12 protein-coding genes are annotated in these 16,405 nt (G+C 35.5%); 5 read left to right on the top strand and 7 right to left on the bottom strand.

Annotated features, from left to right (window positions below; translation table 11 throughout):
* The first annotated feature begins 112 nt into the window (after positions 1-112).
* Both RHP56_RS04045 and RHP56_RS04040 read left to right on the top strand, forming a co-directional pair.
* Positions 113-490, top strand: coding sequence for a PH domain-containing protein (locus RHP56_RS04045; protein ID WP_014324569.1), 378 nt, complete (start codon positions 113-115; stop codon positions 488-490).
* An 86-nt stretch (positions 491-576) separates the two neighbouring features.
* Positions 577-1,389: a hypothetical protein gene (locus RHP56_RS04040; RefSeq protein WP_059442022.1), complete on the top strand. Its 813-nt coding sequence runs from the start codon at positions 577-579 to the stop codon at positions 1,387-1,389.
* Between the two features lie 281 nt (positions 1,390-1,670).
* On the opposite strand, the gene RHP56_RS04035 is transcribed toward RHP56_RS04040, so the two are convergent.
* Together RHP56_RS04035 and RHP56_RS04030 are read right to left on the bottom strand one after the other, a co-directional pair.
* Entirely contained in the window at positions 1,671-2,102 is a 432-nt protein-coding gene (locus tag RHP56_RS04035) for a universal stress protein (protein WP_011679591.1), read from the bottom strand.
* A gap of 406 nt (positions 2,103-2,508) precedes the next feature.
* Entirely contained in the window at positions 2,509-6,093 is a 3,585-nt protein-coding gene (locus RHP56_RS04030) for an MMPL family transporter (protein ID WP_281446916.1), read from the bottom strand.
* 172 nt (positions 6,094-6,265) lie between these two features.
* Here RHP56_RS04030 and RHP56_RS04025 point away from each other — a divergent pair, with 172 nt between their 5' ends.
* Positions 6,266-6,811 carry a TetR/AcrR family transcriptional regulator gene (locus RHP56_RS04025; RefSeq protein ID WP_011679589.1) on the top strand — a complete coding sequence of 182 codons (546 nt, stop codon included), beginning with the start codon at positions 6,266-6,268 and terminating at the stop codon, positions 6,809-6,811.
* A 46-nt stretch (positions 6,812-6,857) separates the two neighbouring features.
* Here the strand turns inward: RHP56_RS04025 and RHP56_RS04020 are convergent, their stop codons facing one another.
* From RHP56_RS04020 to RHP56_RS04010, 3 genes are read right to left on the bottom strand one after another with little or no spacing between them, the layout of a single operon-like run.
* A complete protein-coding gene (locus RHP56_RS04020) occupies positions 6,858-7,553 on the bottom strand; it encodes an ABC transporter ATP-binding protein (protein ID WP_102753299.1) in 696 nt (231 codons plus the stop codon).
* Positions 7,554-7,557: 4 nt separating this feature from the next.
* Positions 7,558-8,604: an ABC transporter permease gene (locus tag RHP56_RS04015; protein ID WP_014324565.1), complete on the bottom strand. Its 1,047-nt coding sequence runs from the start codon at positions 8,602-8,604 to the stop codon at positions 7,558-7,560.
* A gap of 26 nt (positions 8,605-8,630) precedes the next feature.
* A complete protein-coding gene (locus RHP56_RS04010; RefSeq protein ID WP_102753298.1) occupies positions 8,631-10,043 on the bottom strand; it encodes a cryptochrome/photolyase family protein in 1,413 nt (470 codons plus the stop codon).
* Positions 10,044-10,290: 247 nt separating this feature from the next.
* Between RHP56_RS04010 and add the strand changes: the two genes are divergently transcribed.
* Positions 10,291-11,307, top strand: a complete 1,017-nt coding sequence (gene add, locus RHP56_RS04005; protein ID WP_011679585.1) for an adenosine deaminase — start codon at positions 10,291-10,293, stop codon at positions 11,305-11,307.
* Positions 11,308-11,353: 46 nt separating this feature from the next.
* Here the strand turns inward: add and RHP56_RS04000 are convergent, their stop codons facing one another.
* Complete coding sequence (locus RHP56_RS04000) at positions 11,354-13,054, bottom strand: hypothetical protein (protein WP_102753297.1); 1,701 nt, start codon at positions 13,052-13,054, stop codon at positions 11,354-11,356.
* A gap of 194 nt (positions 13,055-13,248) precedes the next feature.
* On the opposite strand from RHP56_RS04000, the gene RHP56_RS03995 reads away from it, so the two are divergent.
* Complete coding sequence (locus RHP56_RS03995; RefSeq protein ID WP_257999849.1) at positions 13,249-14,922, top strand: hypothetical protein; 1,674 nt, start codon at positions 13,249-13,251, stop codon at positions 14,920-14,922.
* 76 nt (positions 14,923-14,998) lie between these two features.
* On the opposite strand, the gene RHP56_RS03990 is transcribed toward RHP56_RS03995, so the two are convergent.
* On the bottom strand, positions 14,999-16,330 hold the full coding sequence (locus RHP56_RS03990; protein WP_102753296.1) for a dihydrolipoyl dehydrogenase family protein: 1,332 nt from the start codon (positions 16,328-16,330) through the stop codon (positions 14,999-15,001).
* Between the last annotated feature and the right edge of the window lie 75 nt (positions 16,331-16,405).

Here is a 16,405-nt window from a genome sequence, read left to right as displayed (position 1 = left end):
ATGATAACTAGTTTTTTAATATCTTATGCAGTTCTTTTGCTTTTTATTTTTCTATTGATAGAATGAAAGTATTGAGTAACTATTCAAATACGAATGGATGAGAGGAATGAATATGAATTTATTAAATGGATTAATTGGTAATGCTTCAAGCGTTCCTGTTGCAAGTGTCCAAAAAGAAATTGAGCCTCTTTTAATTGAATCGGAAATAGTCGAAAACGCATTCCGACTTGTACGTGACTTGGTTATTTTTACAAACAAGAGGCTTATTTTAAGTGATATTCAAGGATTTACAGGTAAAAAAGTTGAGTATAAATCTATCGCCTACCGCTCTATTGCAAGGTTTTCTACCGAAACTAGTGGTCACTTTGATCTCGATGGAGAAGTAAAAATCTGGATATCTGGACAAACAGAGCCATCAGAAAAAATACAATTTAAAAAAGGGCAAGCATTAACAGATGTACAAAAATTATTAGCTCAAAAAGTTTTATAAAAAACAACCATTCGGCTGTGTTGAAAACCATTTAGTTTTACGTGCTGAACGTCCACGTTAAAAAGTTTTGGGAGAGATTTGAGAATATGAGTAATTTTTTTGGTTTTCTGTGGCTAATTATTAGCGTAGCTTTTTGGGTTACAATAATAATTCTGATTGTTAATAGAGCGAGAAAAAAAGAAACTTCCTTTACATGGAAAACGCCCTTAATTCTTTTTGTAGTAGGTGTGTTATGTTTATTTATTGGTGTTATTACTGCTACAAGCGATTCTAATTCTGATAAGGATACAGCTGCAAGCAGTTCCTCATCTAGTCAAGCAACAAAAAAGAGTTCATCAGTTGATCAATCTAGCTTGTCGTCAAGCAAAGCAAAAGATTCTTCTGAAAAAGCCGAATCGATTTCTCGAGAAGCGTCCGAATCATCAGCGTCTTCTGAGGAAGCTGCAAGTGAATCTGCTGCTTCTGCTTCAAAGGCTGCAAGCGAATCTGCCGCTTCTGCTTCGAAAGCCGCTTCAAAAGCGTCTAGTGAGGCCGCAGAAAAAGATCCTAATTCATATAATACTGGAATCACGTACGATCAAATCGCAAGGAGTCCTGAGGACTACAAAGGAAAAAAGATGCAGTTTACTGGTAGGGTCATTCAAGTTATGGAAGATGACGACGAAACCGAAATTCGTCTTGCGGTAGATGGAAATTCTGACAATATTATTCTCGTAGGATTCAATCCCGATATTCTGTCAGGATCTCGAGTTCTTGAAGATGATCTTGTAACAATTTCTGGTGAAAGTGTGGGTACCATTTCATATAAATCAACTATGGCTGGAAAAATAACCGTACCTGCTATAGCTGCAAATATCATTAACGACCAAGGAAAAGCAAGTGATGACTACGGATATTAATATGGCTTATTGATGCCCTTTATTGGGCGTACATATCAAGTATCATAGACTTACAATAAAAATACTAATAAGCGAGATAAAATATGGCCCATTTTTTAAATTACATTGTGTCACACATCAGATATATTTACATCCTTATTTATACGCTACTTACAGCAATACTAGTTATTATGGGTGGCTATTTGTTCTGGATGCATCATCATAAATAGTTAAATTTCTGCGAGTTTAAACATCAAAAAAACACCTAATTTGCATAATTAGATGCTTTTTATAAACTACAATTATTTTACAAGCAAGACATTTGTATCCGCACGTTCAGATACATAACGTGCAGTAGAACCAATAAACATTCGTGTCAAGACAGTTGTACCTGTTTTTCCCATTACAATCAGGTCTGGATTATAATTTTCTATGACCTCGTTAACCAAAACGAAACGAGCATCCCCTTTAAAGATATGTGTGTCAAATGGTACACCAGCAGGTTCAACAACAGATGCTGCTTTGGAAAGATTATCTGATGCTAACTTTGTTAAGCTATCTGTCATCGAGGCGTAAAAAATCTGGCTACCATCATGATAGGCAACAGTAGAGTATTGAATGACACTAACAATTTCTATCTTTGCATTAAATTTTTTAGCTAACTGGGTGCTGTACTCCACAGCTCTCATAGCTGCCTCACTACCATCAGTCGCAACAACAATTGTATTAATCATGAGCATTTCCTTTCCAATAAACATAAGATGGCCAATCTTAACGCTGCCTTAAGCGTAAGAATACTTTAAACAATAAAAAACAACCCACTCTCTAACAATATTCCCCAAGGCTTTCACTTGGCCAAATAATTATTATTCTGCTTAAACTAATCAATTAACATCATGCACGTAGCATTCACTTAACTTCATAATATAAACAACGAGCAAGTTGTCTCCTGGATTAGCCGAAATCCATTTATACCACTTACGTGAAATAAGTCTAGCAACTGCGTTGCTACAGGACTTCTTCTAATCTATGTCTAAAGTATACAACACCTTCCGTCGAATTGCAAGCGCTTACAATTTATTTTAACAAAAAAGCTGTGCTTTACACACAACTATCCTTTTGTAACAATTCAGTAAGCCATCAATGACGTTTCATACTTTTAATAGGATATGTCAAAGAAATCATACTTGGTATCACAATTGGTAATACGATAATTAATATTATTAATCCAAAGATTACTGTAATTGCCACCTGAATCAAAGTTAATACACCAGAAGGTATCAATGCGGCGAAAGTACCACCTAAAATGAGTGCGGCAGACAATACAACAACACCAATTATCCCAGTAGCTCTGAGTATTCTATCTCTAGCTGATGGTATTTCTTTTTGCAGATCACGATATTTCATCATCAAGAAAATACTATAATCAACACCCAGCGCTAGTAACATAATAAATGCAAAAAATGGTGTCGTCCAAGAAAGCATATCTTGCTTGAGAAAGATATGACTTGTAATCTGAGTAAGGCTCAATGCCATGACATAAGATACCAGCAAGGTTCCCATAATATATAACGGTTGTAAGAAGGATTTGGTAATAAAGATTAACGCAATCAGTATACCAACGACCATTATAATGCCTGTTCTAATGAAGTCTGCCGAAGCAATTGTTCTTGTATCATTTGTTCTCGAAGTTTGCCCACCAATTGCAGCAATTGCGTTAGCTAATCCTGTTCCTTTCAAGGCGCCCTCAACTTGACTTTGTAACTGAGAAACCTTCTTCATTGCTTTTTCAGAATTCGGGTTACTATCTAGAACAATATTCAAGCTGGTTGCTTTCTTATTTTCAGACATGTATGCATCTAAAGCCGATTTATATGCTTTTCCATGCAATACATTTTTCGGTACATAGTAAGTATTAGCTGCTGAAGATTCTTTCAAGCCAATCAAATAATCATTTGCTGATTCTAAACCACCGCTGATTTGGGTTGATCCTTGGCTCGCCTCTTTTAATCCCTCTTGTAGTGATTGAACTTGTCCAACCGTACCTTTCAGTGAATTATACATCGTTTGTTGACCACTATTAAGTGCATCAATACCAGAAGTTAATTGGCTTTGATTATCGGCTAAACGCTGACTACCCGACTTGATTTCTGCAACACCATTATTAACTGCCGTTGCACCAGAAGAAGCACTAGAAACACCATTTGTATATGTATGCATTTGACTCTGCATATCTGATACACCGGTATTTAATTGTGACAATCCTTCTGTTAATTGTTGTGAACCATTTACTAATCCAGCTTGACCATTTGTTCCCCTTAATGCCGTCAGTATTTGCTGTGTACCAGAAATAGCTTCACTGAGTTTATCTAATGCTGCAATTGAAGCAGTATTGGCTTTAATTGAGCTGGTTGCTAAAGCACCTAAGTTAGACATTTGTTCAGCAAAAGCCTTCAAATTACTTAATTCTTCAGTAAGTGCATTGCCTGTTTGTTGAAAAGCAGACATGTCATTTTCTAATTTTTGCGCAGCTGTACTTGCTGCAGCAATATTATTTTTGTTAGTACTTTGTGCTGAACTGATTTGTGCATTGATGGATTTTGATTGTTCTTGTAATGCTGATCTTAATGCAGCTTGCTGCTCATTACTTAATGATGACTTACTATTAATGCTACTAATAATATTATTAATATCATTTTCAGAAAGCACATTGAGTGAACTATTACTATTCAAAGCTGTATTTAATGAACTTTTCAAATCACTTGCATCTTCCTGTACGTTAGCACTAGATGTCGTTAGCAGACTAGAAGTATTGTTAAGTTTGGATAGACTATCACTATTGTCTGAGCTTTTAGATAATGATGCCATGGATTCATTCAAACTTTGTAAGCTTTCCTTCAATTCATTAATCTGACTCTGTTGACCCGCTACATTATTGCCAGATTGTGCACTCAGTTCTGATTCTAATTGATTTAGTCCATCTGTAATTTGTGCAGAACCACTGTTTAAACTACTTACACCAGTATTCAGTGTACCAACTCCTGATTGAATGGCCGCCTTATTACTATCCAAAGTTGCCAACCCCTCAGCCAACCCGGACGTGCCAGAAGATAGCGTACCTATACCGGTATTCAAATCATTTGCACCTGAGCTTAGTTGTGCACTACCACTCTTTAGTTCTGCGGAACCATCTGCTAATTGCTTGGCCCCATCAACCCCCTCGTTAATATTACTAGTTGATAACTGATTACTTGCATCACTCAAACCATTACCAATAGTCTTTGTACCAGAAATTGCACTTTTTAAACCATCAGTAACACTACCCAATTGATTACGCACATATAACTCTTTTATTTTGGAGCCACCAGGACGTGTGGCTGACGTAACCGTCTTAACACCTTTGGTCTTTTTTAGTTTGTCTGCCAAACTATCAATAGTCTGAAGACTTGCTTCATTGTCTAACCTATTCTTTGACTTTATATATAGTGTCGAAGGTTCTGCAGTTCCTGCTGAAAAATGTTTTTGAACTACTTTAAATCCTTTTTTAGCAGGAATATCCTCACCTAACTCTGTTAATGTGTCATAGTTTAATTGACTATTGTAACTGACAAAGAGCGGTATAGCCATTAAAATCACAGTCAATAAAGCAATCAAAGGATACTTGATGGACTTTTTAGCTATGCCTTGCCATAACTTGCTTTCGGAAGTCTCACCAAACCGTTTACTTGGCCAAAACAAGTATTTACCAAATACAGCCATAAAGAATGGGTTCAAGGTTAATAGTACAAGCAACAATACAGCAACCGCTATTGAAACGCCTACTGCTGACTTATAAATTGAAAACTTTGCCAGCTCCAGCGTAGCAAAACCAATCAGCACAGAAATGCCGCTGTACAAGATTGTTCTGCCAGCCGTTTTCAAAGCACGTTTGGTCGCTTCTACTTTTTCATATCCTGCATTCAGTTCTTCCTTAAACTGATCAAATAAAAGTATATTATAATCAGTCCCTATTCCGAACAAAACAACAACCATAAATACCTGCGTGAAGTTTGAAAGGGGAAAATTAAACTTATCCACCAAATTCATAACAACGCTCAATGAGGTAATAAATGCAACCCCCACAGAGAATAGTGATACAATCGGCGTGATAACTGATCTAAAGACAACCATTAACACTAAGAAAATAAATACAACCGTTATCCATTCTGTTTTATGTAATCCTTTTTCAATTTCTTCAGAGAAGTCATCTTCAAGAATGTCACTACCTGTTATGTAGGTTTTAACACCATCAGTTTTAGCTTGCTTGGTTAAAGTTTGTGTCATTTGACTGACAGATTGCTTTTTATCCACGGTTAACTGAACTAATTCTGTTGTCTTATCTTTGGAAAGCAATTGCGCTTGAGCTTCAGAACTATCTTCTGGCGCTAAAATTGACTTGATATGATAGGTAGATTTATTCTTCTTCAGGTGATCAACTGTTTTCGCAATGTTTTTTCCCTGATCAGCAGTTATTTTTTCATGACCATTGTTGAAAACAACGATTACTTGTCGCGTATTGTCTTGACCTCTGCCCCAATTGTCTTGAATTTTCTGCGCTACCTCACTTTTGACAGCCCTTGGAAGATTCGTATCCCCTTTCTCCTTGATGAGCTGACTTGTGTTTGGCAACCATATGACTGCCGAAATCATAATAATTAGCCAAATAACAGCTTGTATGAGAAACATTCTTTTTCTCTTCAACCGTCTATTCCTCCAGTGTATTTTTCGTACATGATGTTATTAAAACAACACAGTGTACGAAAAATATTATATCATATCTTAATTTCATATCAACTGGTTATTATTTATTGCTATAATATATTGATGGTATTTCTTACTAATGAATCGGAGAAATAAAATGGTTGGTACCAAAAATAATAGACGTGCACAGTTAACGAAAAAAAACATACAAGATGCTCTAATCCACCTAATGAGCGATAAAAATATCAACAGTATATCTGTGACAGATATTTGTAAAACTGCTGATATTAATCGTGGGACATTTTATGCTCATTTTGTTGATGTTGCTGATTGCATGAATCATATGGAAAAAGAAACTGCTAATGAACTTTTTTCTATACTTGAGAATGATAAACAAACTGATTCTGTAGAAGTTTTATTACAAGCCATATTTGAACTAGTTAAAAAAAATAATAAAGTTTTCAATTTTATTTTGACTGAAGATCAAGACTTTTTAGCAAATATTTTATCTACCACAAAACAGAAGTTTTTTAACCAGCTTGTTCCAGACGACGACACACTATCAATGAGTGAAAAGCAATTTCTATACGAGTATACGTTGAACGGAGTTGTTGGTATGATCAGACATTGGATAAAAAGTGACATGAAAGAGTCGCCTAAGACGCTCACATCTTATTTCAACAAATGGTGTTATCAGTCTTAAATTTTCCTTCTCTAATAAAAAAACCTACGTGAATCACGTAGGTTTTTTAATATATCTCACTGAATTTACCATCATCAATTTTGGACATTTTGCCATCAATAATTTGATAAACTTTATCCACCTCTTCCTTCAAACGTAAATCATGGGTAACAACAATAATTGTTTTATCATTCTTATGGGCTAATTCACGTAATAGCGACATAACTTCTTTGGACCGGGCTGTATCCAATGAAGCAGTTGGTTCATCGGCTAAAATATATTCCGGATCAGCATACAAGGCCCGCGCAATAGCAACACGTTGTCTTTGACCACCAGAGAGTTCGTTAGGATACTTTGCTCCCAAGTCCTCGATAGCTAATGTTTTTAAAACAGTACGAAACGCTTCATGAGATAAATGTTGTTCTTTCACTTTATCTACTAGTTCAAATTGCTCATTAACCGTTAAGTAAGGCACTAAGTTATAAGATTGCAAAATAAACCCTACCGTATTTAATCGGAGATCTGACTGCTCTTTTTTCGATAACTCGCCGATTATTTCATCATTAATTTTCACCGTACCGGATGTGGGAGATTGTAATCCACCAGCAATTGTTAAAAAAGTTGTTTTCCCAGAACCTGAAGGACCAACAACTAATATTAATTGCTGGGAGTCAGCACTGAAATTAACATTATCCAAAGCCAAAAATTCACTTGTTCCGGTGCCATATTTTTTACTAACATTTTCAAACTTTAAGCGTGACATAGTATTAACCTCCAATCATTTCAAATGGATCTACTTTAATGATTTGCCTGATTGGTAATAAGGAACCAAGTAACGACATAATCAAAATACCAAAACTTGTGGCAACCACTTGCGTGGTTGAAATGGCTATTGGCACCTCGCTAGGGAGAACGTAAGAAGTTATAATTGTAAAAATAATTGCCAGCCCGATACCCACCACTGCCATTAAAAATGTTTGTGTGAGGGTGTTTAATACCAGATATTTAGTAGAAATACCCTGCGCTTTCATAACACCAAAATTAGGTAATTTTTGAATTGTCAAGATGTATAAGAAGATTGAAATAACAATCAAAACAATCACAAAAAGAAAACCAATCATAAATTTAAAGGTTAACTGCTGGGCTTGATAACCCGGTAACTTTTCAATAAAACTATTTATCGTGTACAACTTGCTATTCTTAAAGTGAGCGTCGCCTGTGATCTTTTTATTAAACACTAACGCGTTGACGGGAGCCTGGTTAATTTTCTTTAAAGTTTGAAAAGACGTATAAATAACCGGAGCCACGTTCAGGGATGCATTCGAAGTAAAGCCAACAATCTTCAACTTCGCGTCACTGTTAGCTATGGTAATCTCATCCCCAATTTTAAACCCTGATTTTTTTAATTCATCAGATACGGTCGCCGTATTATCTCCAGTAAAACGATGCCCAGATATAATTTTTATGTTTTTATAGATAAAGCCATCGCTTTTAATTGCCAAAATTTGTGCGTTAGTTTTATCAGCATGGCTGTTCTTAACTAGTGTGCTGTACTGGCTAATTGCAGTTCCTTGCCCACTAACCTTCTTTTGATCATCACTATCCAGAAATGACTGTGTCAACCGTCCTTCAGCATCTTTGTCTAATAGTATCTTTGATGCCTGCCATTGCGTAATTGCCGACTTGTTTAAATCAGACAAGCCTGTAGCAAGACCATTTAGAATAAAAACTAAATAGCTAATAAAAAGTATTAACGTAACAATTAAACTATAACGTAATTTCTCATGTCTGATTTCTCTTAATGCCAAAAACATGATATGCCTCCTGCCTCTCTAACTGTTTAATTAACATCTTTACTGCTCTCATAAATGCTAATTGCGCGTTTCCTTGCGTAAGAATGATCCACAATCGGAAAGGGATAGTTCTGACCTATTCTAACATTAAATCGTGTCTGTTCTGATTCCGAGAGTTTTCCTGGTTCATGAATCATTTTGTTGTCCACATTCTTTAGTTCTGGCACATATTTTTTAATGAATAATCCATTTGAATCAAATTTTTTTGATTGTAAAGTAGGATTAAATATTCGAAAATAAGGAACACTATCTGTTCCCGTAGAAGCAGCCCACTGCCAACCGCCAATATTACTTGCCGCATCATAATCTAACAATTTATTGTGAAAGTAAGCCTCTCCCCACCGCCAATCAATGAGTAAATCTTTAGTCAAAAATGAAGCGACAATCATTCTTAAACGATTATGCATCCATCCAGTCGCATTTAATTGCCTCATAGCAGCGTCTACAATCGGAAAACCAGTTTGGCCTGTCCGCCAGGCTTCAAATTGCTGTTCATTGTTTATCCAATCAACATGTCGAAAATCCTTATTAATCGATTCAATATTTTGGTTCGGGTACATCACATAAATCATGTTGTAGAAGTCACGCCAGCAAAGCTCTTTCATAAACGTGCTTTTGCCATCACTATCAGGAGACTGATCAATTGCTTGCCAAACTGTTCGAATTGATATTTCTCCAGTCCGCAAATATCGCGACAAATGGCTTGTGCTGTCGTTTGCCGGAAAGTCTCTTTCCTCATCATACTGATCTAAACTTTCATTAATGAATCGATTGAGCACCTTTTTGGCCGTCTCACTACCTAAATCTTTTTTTATAAAAGAAAAACGATCATCAATAAATGTTTCTAGTAGCTGCTCATTTTCTGGAAAAAGTAATCGGGCGCTTTTGATTCGTTTATCAATCACATAGCTTACTGGTGCTGGCTTTTCTTGGCGTATCCACCTTTTAAAGTAAGGGGTAAATACTTTGTACCCTGCCCCTGAATCCTTTTTTACTTCGGTGGCACCGTGTAGATTATAATCAATATAAGGATGTGCTTTAACCTTTAACTTATCCTCAAAAAAAGCTACACTTTTTTGATCCCTATTTCTCCCAAAACCTCTTTCATCAAAATTAAAAAAGATGTCATGCCAATCTGGCAACTTCTGTTTTAAAGAAGCAAAGCAGTCATTAATATCACCATACATTATGTTTAAAGTAATACCTTGTTTTTTGAGTTTGTTTTTAAAATACAAGACACTCGCAAAAAAAGCACTCTGATTGACAGTACTCTTTTCTGTCACTTGTTCCGGATTGATATGAAACACACACAAAATTTCATTACTATGTCGCAATGCATTAAATAATGCAATATTATCCTCTAATCTAAGATCTCTGCGAAACCACATAACAGATACCATTCTATCCCCCCTACTTCTTTCTTTATGGTTGCGAATAATTATGGCAAAACACCATAACAGTTGCCTATAGTGCATTGTATCAAATTAATAAATAATAAACTATTAAAGCGTTTATCGCTAATAAACGAACAATAAAAAATAAATTAAACAATAAATAAGTATTTATCGACTATTTTCAACCAATCAGTATGTTAAAATAAAAAATATCAATAAATTATGAACAATACAGCAAATGGAGTACAACACAATGACAACTGTGATTACGAATGAATTCACAAAAAAACTACCAAAATGCGAGTTACATGTGCATATTGAAGGAACCATTGAACCAGAGCTAAAGCTTAAGTTAGCGCAACGCAATCATATTGCGCTAACTGAAACAACCGTCGAAGACATACAAAAATCTTATCAATTTAACGATCTAGCGTCCTTTTTAGCTGTCTACTATCCAGGAATGTCAGTTTTAATAACTGAAGAAGATTTTTATGATTTAGCTTTTGACTATTTACGAAGAGCTGCTGACAATAATGTTCGTCATGTCGAAATTTTCTTTGATCCTCAAGCTCATACGACGCGAGGTATTGCCTTTAAAACAATCATTACTGGCCTCCATAGAGCCATTGTAGATGCACGTGCTTTAAATGTTGATGCTGCACTTATTATGTGTTTCTTGCGTGATTTACCGAAAGAGTCAGCTCGGCAAACGCTTCTAGAAGCGCTTCCTTACAAAGATAAATTTATTGGTGTAGGACTTGATTCTGATGAACATAATAATCCGCCTTTAAAGTTTGCTCGTCAGTTTGAAGATGCCGCAGCCCACGGCCTGCATTTAACAACTCATTGTGATATTGATCAGAAGGATTCCATTGACCATATCCGCCAAGCACTCGAAATCATGGAAGTCGAGCGACTCGACCACGGTACCAACATCGTCGAAGACCCAGACTTAGTCAACTTCGTTATTAAAAAAGGAATCGGTTTGACATCTTGCCCCCTCTCTAATTCTTTTGTTACGCCAGACATGAAGGGTAAAGAATTGATTGACTTGTTAAACCAAGGTGTTAAAATTTCCATTCATTCTGATGATCCAGCCTATTTTGGTGGATATATCAGTGACAATTACTATAAAATGGCTACTGATTTCAATCTAAGTAAGGAGCAACTAATTCAGTTAGCTCGCAATTCTTTTGAATCAGCTTGGATTAGTACCGACCAGAAAGAATTATATTTAAAAGAGTTAGAACAATATGCCGCCAAAAACTAAGAAAAGCCTATTCCTTTAATGGGAACAGGCTTTTCTTAGTTAATCATCACTCGTTCAAAAATTTGAACTTGTAATTCATATAAAATACAATTAACCAACTGATAAAATTAAATATGAGTATCGTATCTAACAGACGATCACTACGATAAGAAACAACTAATTCATTATGACCTTTCCTTTGTTTGACGATTGGCGTTCCTATTCGACTGAGTTTGACATTTGTGTGCAGCATTTTTTGATTTAATCGGATGATAGTATCTGTGTACTTTATAACCGGAACCTGAATATTCTTAACGCTTCTGCCCTCCCATTCGACTACCAACTTATTGCCTTTAACAGACTTATGGAAGTATTTTTGTTTGTTAATAACTTGATGATGATAAAGTGAATATTTATCTTTACACTTAACTGTTTTCACCGGTAAGTAATCAGGGGTGGACTTTACCACGTATTGTAAAGCTTGTACTTTATTTTTTATGAAAAAAGATTTCTTGATTTCACTGGTATTTTCAGACGTAAAATACGTATGAACAGAAGAATTTAAAAAGGATTCGGTTCGGTGCCACACATTCAAGGCATTGTTAGTTGAAATGCCTGTTTGAAACAACGACAATAGTAATAAACCATAGCTGATAAGCCCAAAAATAACTGATCTAGTATGCCACTTTTCCAAAAGCAAACCAACTGCTAAGAGTAGTAGAACTGTGAAAGGTACGAAAAAACGAAACGGAAATTGAATTGTCTCAATTAATTGATTATGGGAATTATTCAATAATTTCCACGGAAATAGATCTGTACATAAAATAAACAAAAATCCGCAGGTAACCGCTGTTACTTTCAATAATTGCGACTCTTTTTTCCAATGCTTACAGATCGTCCATAGAGCAAACAGCACAATAATCATTAAGATGGGCGGATAAAATAACCAATAACTACTACCTTTAAAAATAGTTGTTTCTGCCATCCATTTATTGACAAATGGTTGAGCAATATTATTTTCACTGTAAATAGCAATAAAACTATAGAGTACATTTAATACTAGAAAACCAAAAATAACAATGGCTAATCCTAGCTGTTTCAAAAGCTTAATTTTAGTGTGCTTACTGTTAGCAAAAAAAGCTGTTAAGAAAAAGCAAGCATACACAAACACAAGCAAAAAAGCTGATAACATATGGATTTGACACATGACGCCGATACATATAGCCGTTTGGATTGGATGAAGCGTCTTTTTTTCAATTAAGTCAATTAGCGGTATAAGGCAGAGTGGAAATAATGCTGCTCCCCAACTCGAAAATCCTTGTCGTAATGTCCAATATTGAACAGAGTATGTGGTCATATAAAAAATACCTAATGGTATTCTATATACAAGCTGTACACCAGCTTTTTTTAAAAGAAGATACAAGGACAAGCCAGAAAAAAAATACAAAATGCCATTTGAAATCACCTGATAACCAAACCAAGAAGGACTAATTAATACAATCAGCCCTTGGATGTAGGCCATAAATGGTCCATACAAGGCATTGACAATTCGACCAGAAGATTGGAATCCATACATGGAAATAAAATATTGAAAGTTCCCATGTTTTATCTGCATAGCGGTATCATACAAGCGATTAAAATGAAAAATAGCATCAGACCCAATAATCATTGCATGATTTAAGAAGAATGGTATTAAAAGCAGTATTGACGACAGTAGTAGAATGGCGATTGGCCATAGTTTTTTAACCTGTTGTAAAAATGTTGACATAACTTCCCCTATTTATGTATTTCTTGGCTAAGATTAGACGCCAGAAAAATACTATCGTTTTAACATAAAATGAACATTAATTTTAAACATATTTATACATAATGACATTTTAGTCTTTTTATAGTTGCTATTTGACCTTGTTTTTATTATGGTAGGTATAAATCAGTTTAGAACGAACTAAAAAAGGATCTATCATGTTAAGACGTCATTTCCCCGTTTATTTACATAAATTTATTATTTTTACCGTTATTTTAATCTCATCCATCCTGTCAACATTACCCGCTTTTACTAACCATATATTCAAATTGAGTTATGATGGTAATATTCACTTGGCGCGCTACGATGCCATAGCACAAGCTCTTAGTCACGGTTCTTTACCCCCACTCGTGAATTTTATTGGTCTACATCATACTGGGCTCGCAATGAACGGTATGTATCCATGGCTCACCAGCATTGTTTTTATAATCCCCAAATTATTATTTAGTAATCCAATAATCGCACTAATGATTGGATTCATTCTTTTAAATTTTATAACAATTTTTAATACTTTCCTACTAGCTAAGTTTATAACACATAAAAGATGGATTCAAATACTCGGCGTAACAATATACCAATTTAGCTCTTATCATATGGCTGTCCTTTATTCTCGCAATGCACTTGGGGAAGCACTGGCTTATGCTTTTTTACCCCTAGTACTGCTGGGATGTCTCAAAATATGGCATAATTTAGCAAATGGTTGGCTATACTTAGGATTCGGTATGGGCGCCATCGCTAACAGTCACATTCTTTCTCTAATCATTGTAACAATCATGATTGCTATTTTCTGTTTTATCAGAATTTTGCGTCATCAATTAACACGAAAAGAAGTCATCAATTACACAAAAGCCGCTGTTCTAGCAATTTTATCGTCTTTTTATACGCTCACTAACATCGGGTCACTGCTATCCTCCAATTTATTAATGAGTCCAACACCAAAATTAGTACCGTTAAATGCAACAAAATACTGGCAAGCTCTTCTTGATAATAGTATCATTGAACGTTCCGCTAGCTTTAACATGGGACCAATTAACACCTTCTTATTGTTTTTCCTAATGATTATGTTGTTTACAAATAAATCTGGTTTATGGCGCCATTGGACAATTGCAACAATTATCGTATTTTTTAGCACTTTTGACTGGTTACCTTGGCAAAACCTCACCAGTACACCGATCAATATGATTCAATTTTTGGGGCGATTATTGTTCATTTCTTCCCTATTGCTAGCCATTAGTGTTATGTATTATTTTGACCAGTATCCTTTAAAATACAAAGACATTAATTTTGTGATTACCTTAGCTTTGGTCGCAGTCAGTTTAAATGCGGTTCACACTTATCACAACAAAACCACGAAAGATGGTTACCGGTTTTGGCTAACTAGAGACAACTATGTCCAAACCATTAAAAATAGCGCAATAGGAATTGATTATTTACCCGCAAACAATAAGCATCAACTACAATCTAGAATAACTGCTTTACAAAATGCAAGTGTTTCTTCCCTGAAAATAAAATCGCAAACATATAATAGTGCTGAGTACATGATCACTACGGCAAAGGAAGGGTACCATTCTCTACCAATTGCTGTATACTCAGGCATTCATTACAATGTTACTTTAAATCACAAAAAAGTAAAACTTGCAAACAGCCACGCTCTTAAATTAAAAATTCCTAAGGGACTGAACCATTTAAAGATTACGGTTACAGTAAATATCAGTAATTATTTCACGATGCTGATTAGTCTATTAACGACAGTGTACAGTATCGGGAAACTAACATTTGCCAACTCAAACAGTTTTGCAAGAAAAAATAAAAAGCGTCAGAAGGATAAGTAATATCTTTTTGGCGTTTTTTATTATACTTTTTTATTTTATGATTACAGCACCATAGAAAGTTTAAGCTGTCACTAGCTTATAACAAATCCCAAGTAGAGGCGCTGATTGAAGGGAACAAGTGAATTAACCGAGCAATTTCTTCTTTGTTAAACTTAAATTCAACGGCTGGTAGCAATGTGTTGATAACATTTTCTGCTTGTTCACTGACTTCTGTTGCACCAAGCAATCGATGTTCATCATCAAAAATTAAGGTGTTCTCACTAATTGTTTCCTTGTTAACCTTACGATACCAATCACCAACCAAATTATTCTCTTCAATTTGATAATTGTTCTCTTTTGCCTCTTCAACAGCTACTCCAACTTTAGCAATTCTAGGAGATGTAAATACAACTGATGGAATCACAGGATATGTGATAGGTTCTCTGCTTTGCCCAGAAAAACGCTTAAACAAATAAGTTGATTCAAAAATTGCTGTTGGCGTCAATTTAGGCTGTGTTTTATCAATAACATCACCTGATGCGTATATGTTATCAACATTAGTTTGCAAATACTCGTTAACGATCACACCTTTTTCATTGTAGTTCACGCCAATCTCTGATAACCCTAAGTTGTCGGTATTTGGGATGCGACCAGTCGCATCTAACACCCATCCAACTGATAATGACTGATCATCACCATAATTCACGATAACTTGATCACCTGATTTTTCAAAACTTGAAACCTTAGCATTTTTAACAAACTTTACCCCACGTTCCTTAAGGTCATCAATTACTTTGTTGACATATGGCTGATAAAATTCTTTAAGCGCTTTGTCCCCGTGCATCAGCACTGTAACGTCAGAACCAGCAGCATTGGCAATTGTTACAAACTCCATGCTAATGTAGCCAGATCCTATAATAACAATCTTGTCGGGTAATTCAGTTAAATCCATAAACTCACGGCTATCATGGGCCAACTCACTACCAGGAATATCAAGCCTATGTGGACGTAAGCCAGTTGAAATGACAATTTTATCAGCTGTTTTTGGCTGACCATCTACTAGAATAGTGTGATTATCTTGAAAAACACCTGATCCTTGAATAATATCAATCCCTGAACTCTTGATAAGTCCACCAATCATCCCTGGCAACTCGTCAATTACTTCTTGCTTGTGCGCAACACTTTCTTTCCAGTTGATTTTCAAGTTACCCGCAACGACGCCCGAGAAACGCTCTGATTCACGAAGTAAAGTAACTGGAGCATCGAGTGTAATTTTAGCATTACAACCATAGTTTGGACATGTACCACCAATCAAATCTTTTTCGATAATACCGACTTTGACCCCTGATTGAGCAAGTGGAACTGCACCATCAAACGTACCATGCCCACTACCCAAATATAAAACATCATAATCGTAGTGCTGTGTCATAAAATTTCCTCCAATTTTAGTGGTTCTTCCTATATTAGTTATGGCAATTATAGTTCAGGCAAATGTTTATGGCAA

Source organism: Leuconostoc sp. C5, from assembly GCF_056530425.1.
Note: the sequence above shows the minus strand (reverse complement) of the source record. Positions and strands in the feature narration are given on the sequence as shown.

Excerpts from the sequence above, each read along its gene's own strand:
- RHP56_RS04045 (WP_014324569.1), top strand. The coding sequence starts at position 113 with ATGAATTTATTAAATGGATTAATTGGTAATGCTTCAAGCGTTCCTGTT.
- RHP56_RS04040 (WP_059442022.1), top strand. The coding sequence starts at position 577 with ATGAGTAATTTTTTTGGTTTTCTGTGGCTAATTATTAGCGTAGCTTTT.
- RHP56_RS04035 (WP_011679591.1), bottom strand. The coding sequence starts at position 2,102 with ATGATTAATACAATTGTTGTTGCGACTGATGGTAGTGAGGCAGCTATG.
- RHP56_RS04030 (WP_281446916.1), bottom strand. The coding sequence starts at position 6,093 with ATGTTTCTCATACAAGCTGTTATTTGGCTAATTATTATGATTTCGGCA.
- RHP56_RS04025 (WP_011679589.1), top strand. The coding sequence starts at position 6,266 with ATGGTTGGTACCAAAAATAATAGACGTGCACAGTTAACGAAAAAAAAC.
- RHP56_RS04020 (WP_102753299.1), bottom strand. The coding sequence starts at position 7,553 with ATGTCACGCTTAAAGTTTGAAAATGTTAGTAAAAAATATGGCACCGGA.
- RHP56_RS04015 (WP_014324565.1), bottom strand. The coding sequence starts at position 8,604 with ATGTTTTTGGCATTAAGAGAAATCAGACATGAGAAATTACGTTATAGT.
- RHP56_RS04010 (WP_102753298.1), bottom strand. The coding sequence starts at position 10,043 with ATGGTATCTGTTATGTGGTTTCGCAGAGATCTTAGATTAGAGGATAAT.
- add (WP_011679585.1), top strand. The coding sequence starts at position 10,291 with ATGACAACTGTGATTACGAATGAATTCACAAAAAAACTACCAAAATGC.
- RHP56_RS04000 (WP_102753297.1), bottom strand. The coding sequence starts at position 13,054 with ATGTCAACATTTTTACAACAGGTTAAAAAACTATGGCCAATCGCCATT.
- RHP56_RS03995 (WP_257999849.1), top strand. The coding sequence starts at position 13,249 with ATGTTAAGACGTCATTTCCCCGTTTATTTACATAAATTTATTATTTTT.
- RHP56_RS03990 (WP_102753296.1), bottom strand. The coding sequence starts at position 16,330 with ATGACACAGCACTACGATTATGATGTTTTATATTTGGGTAGTGGGCAT.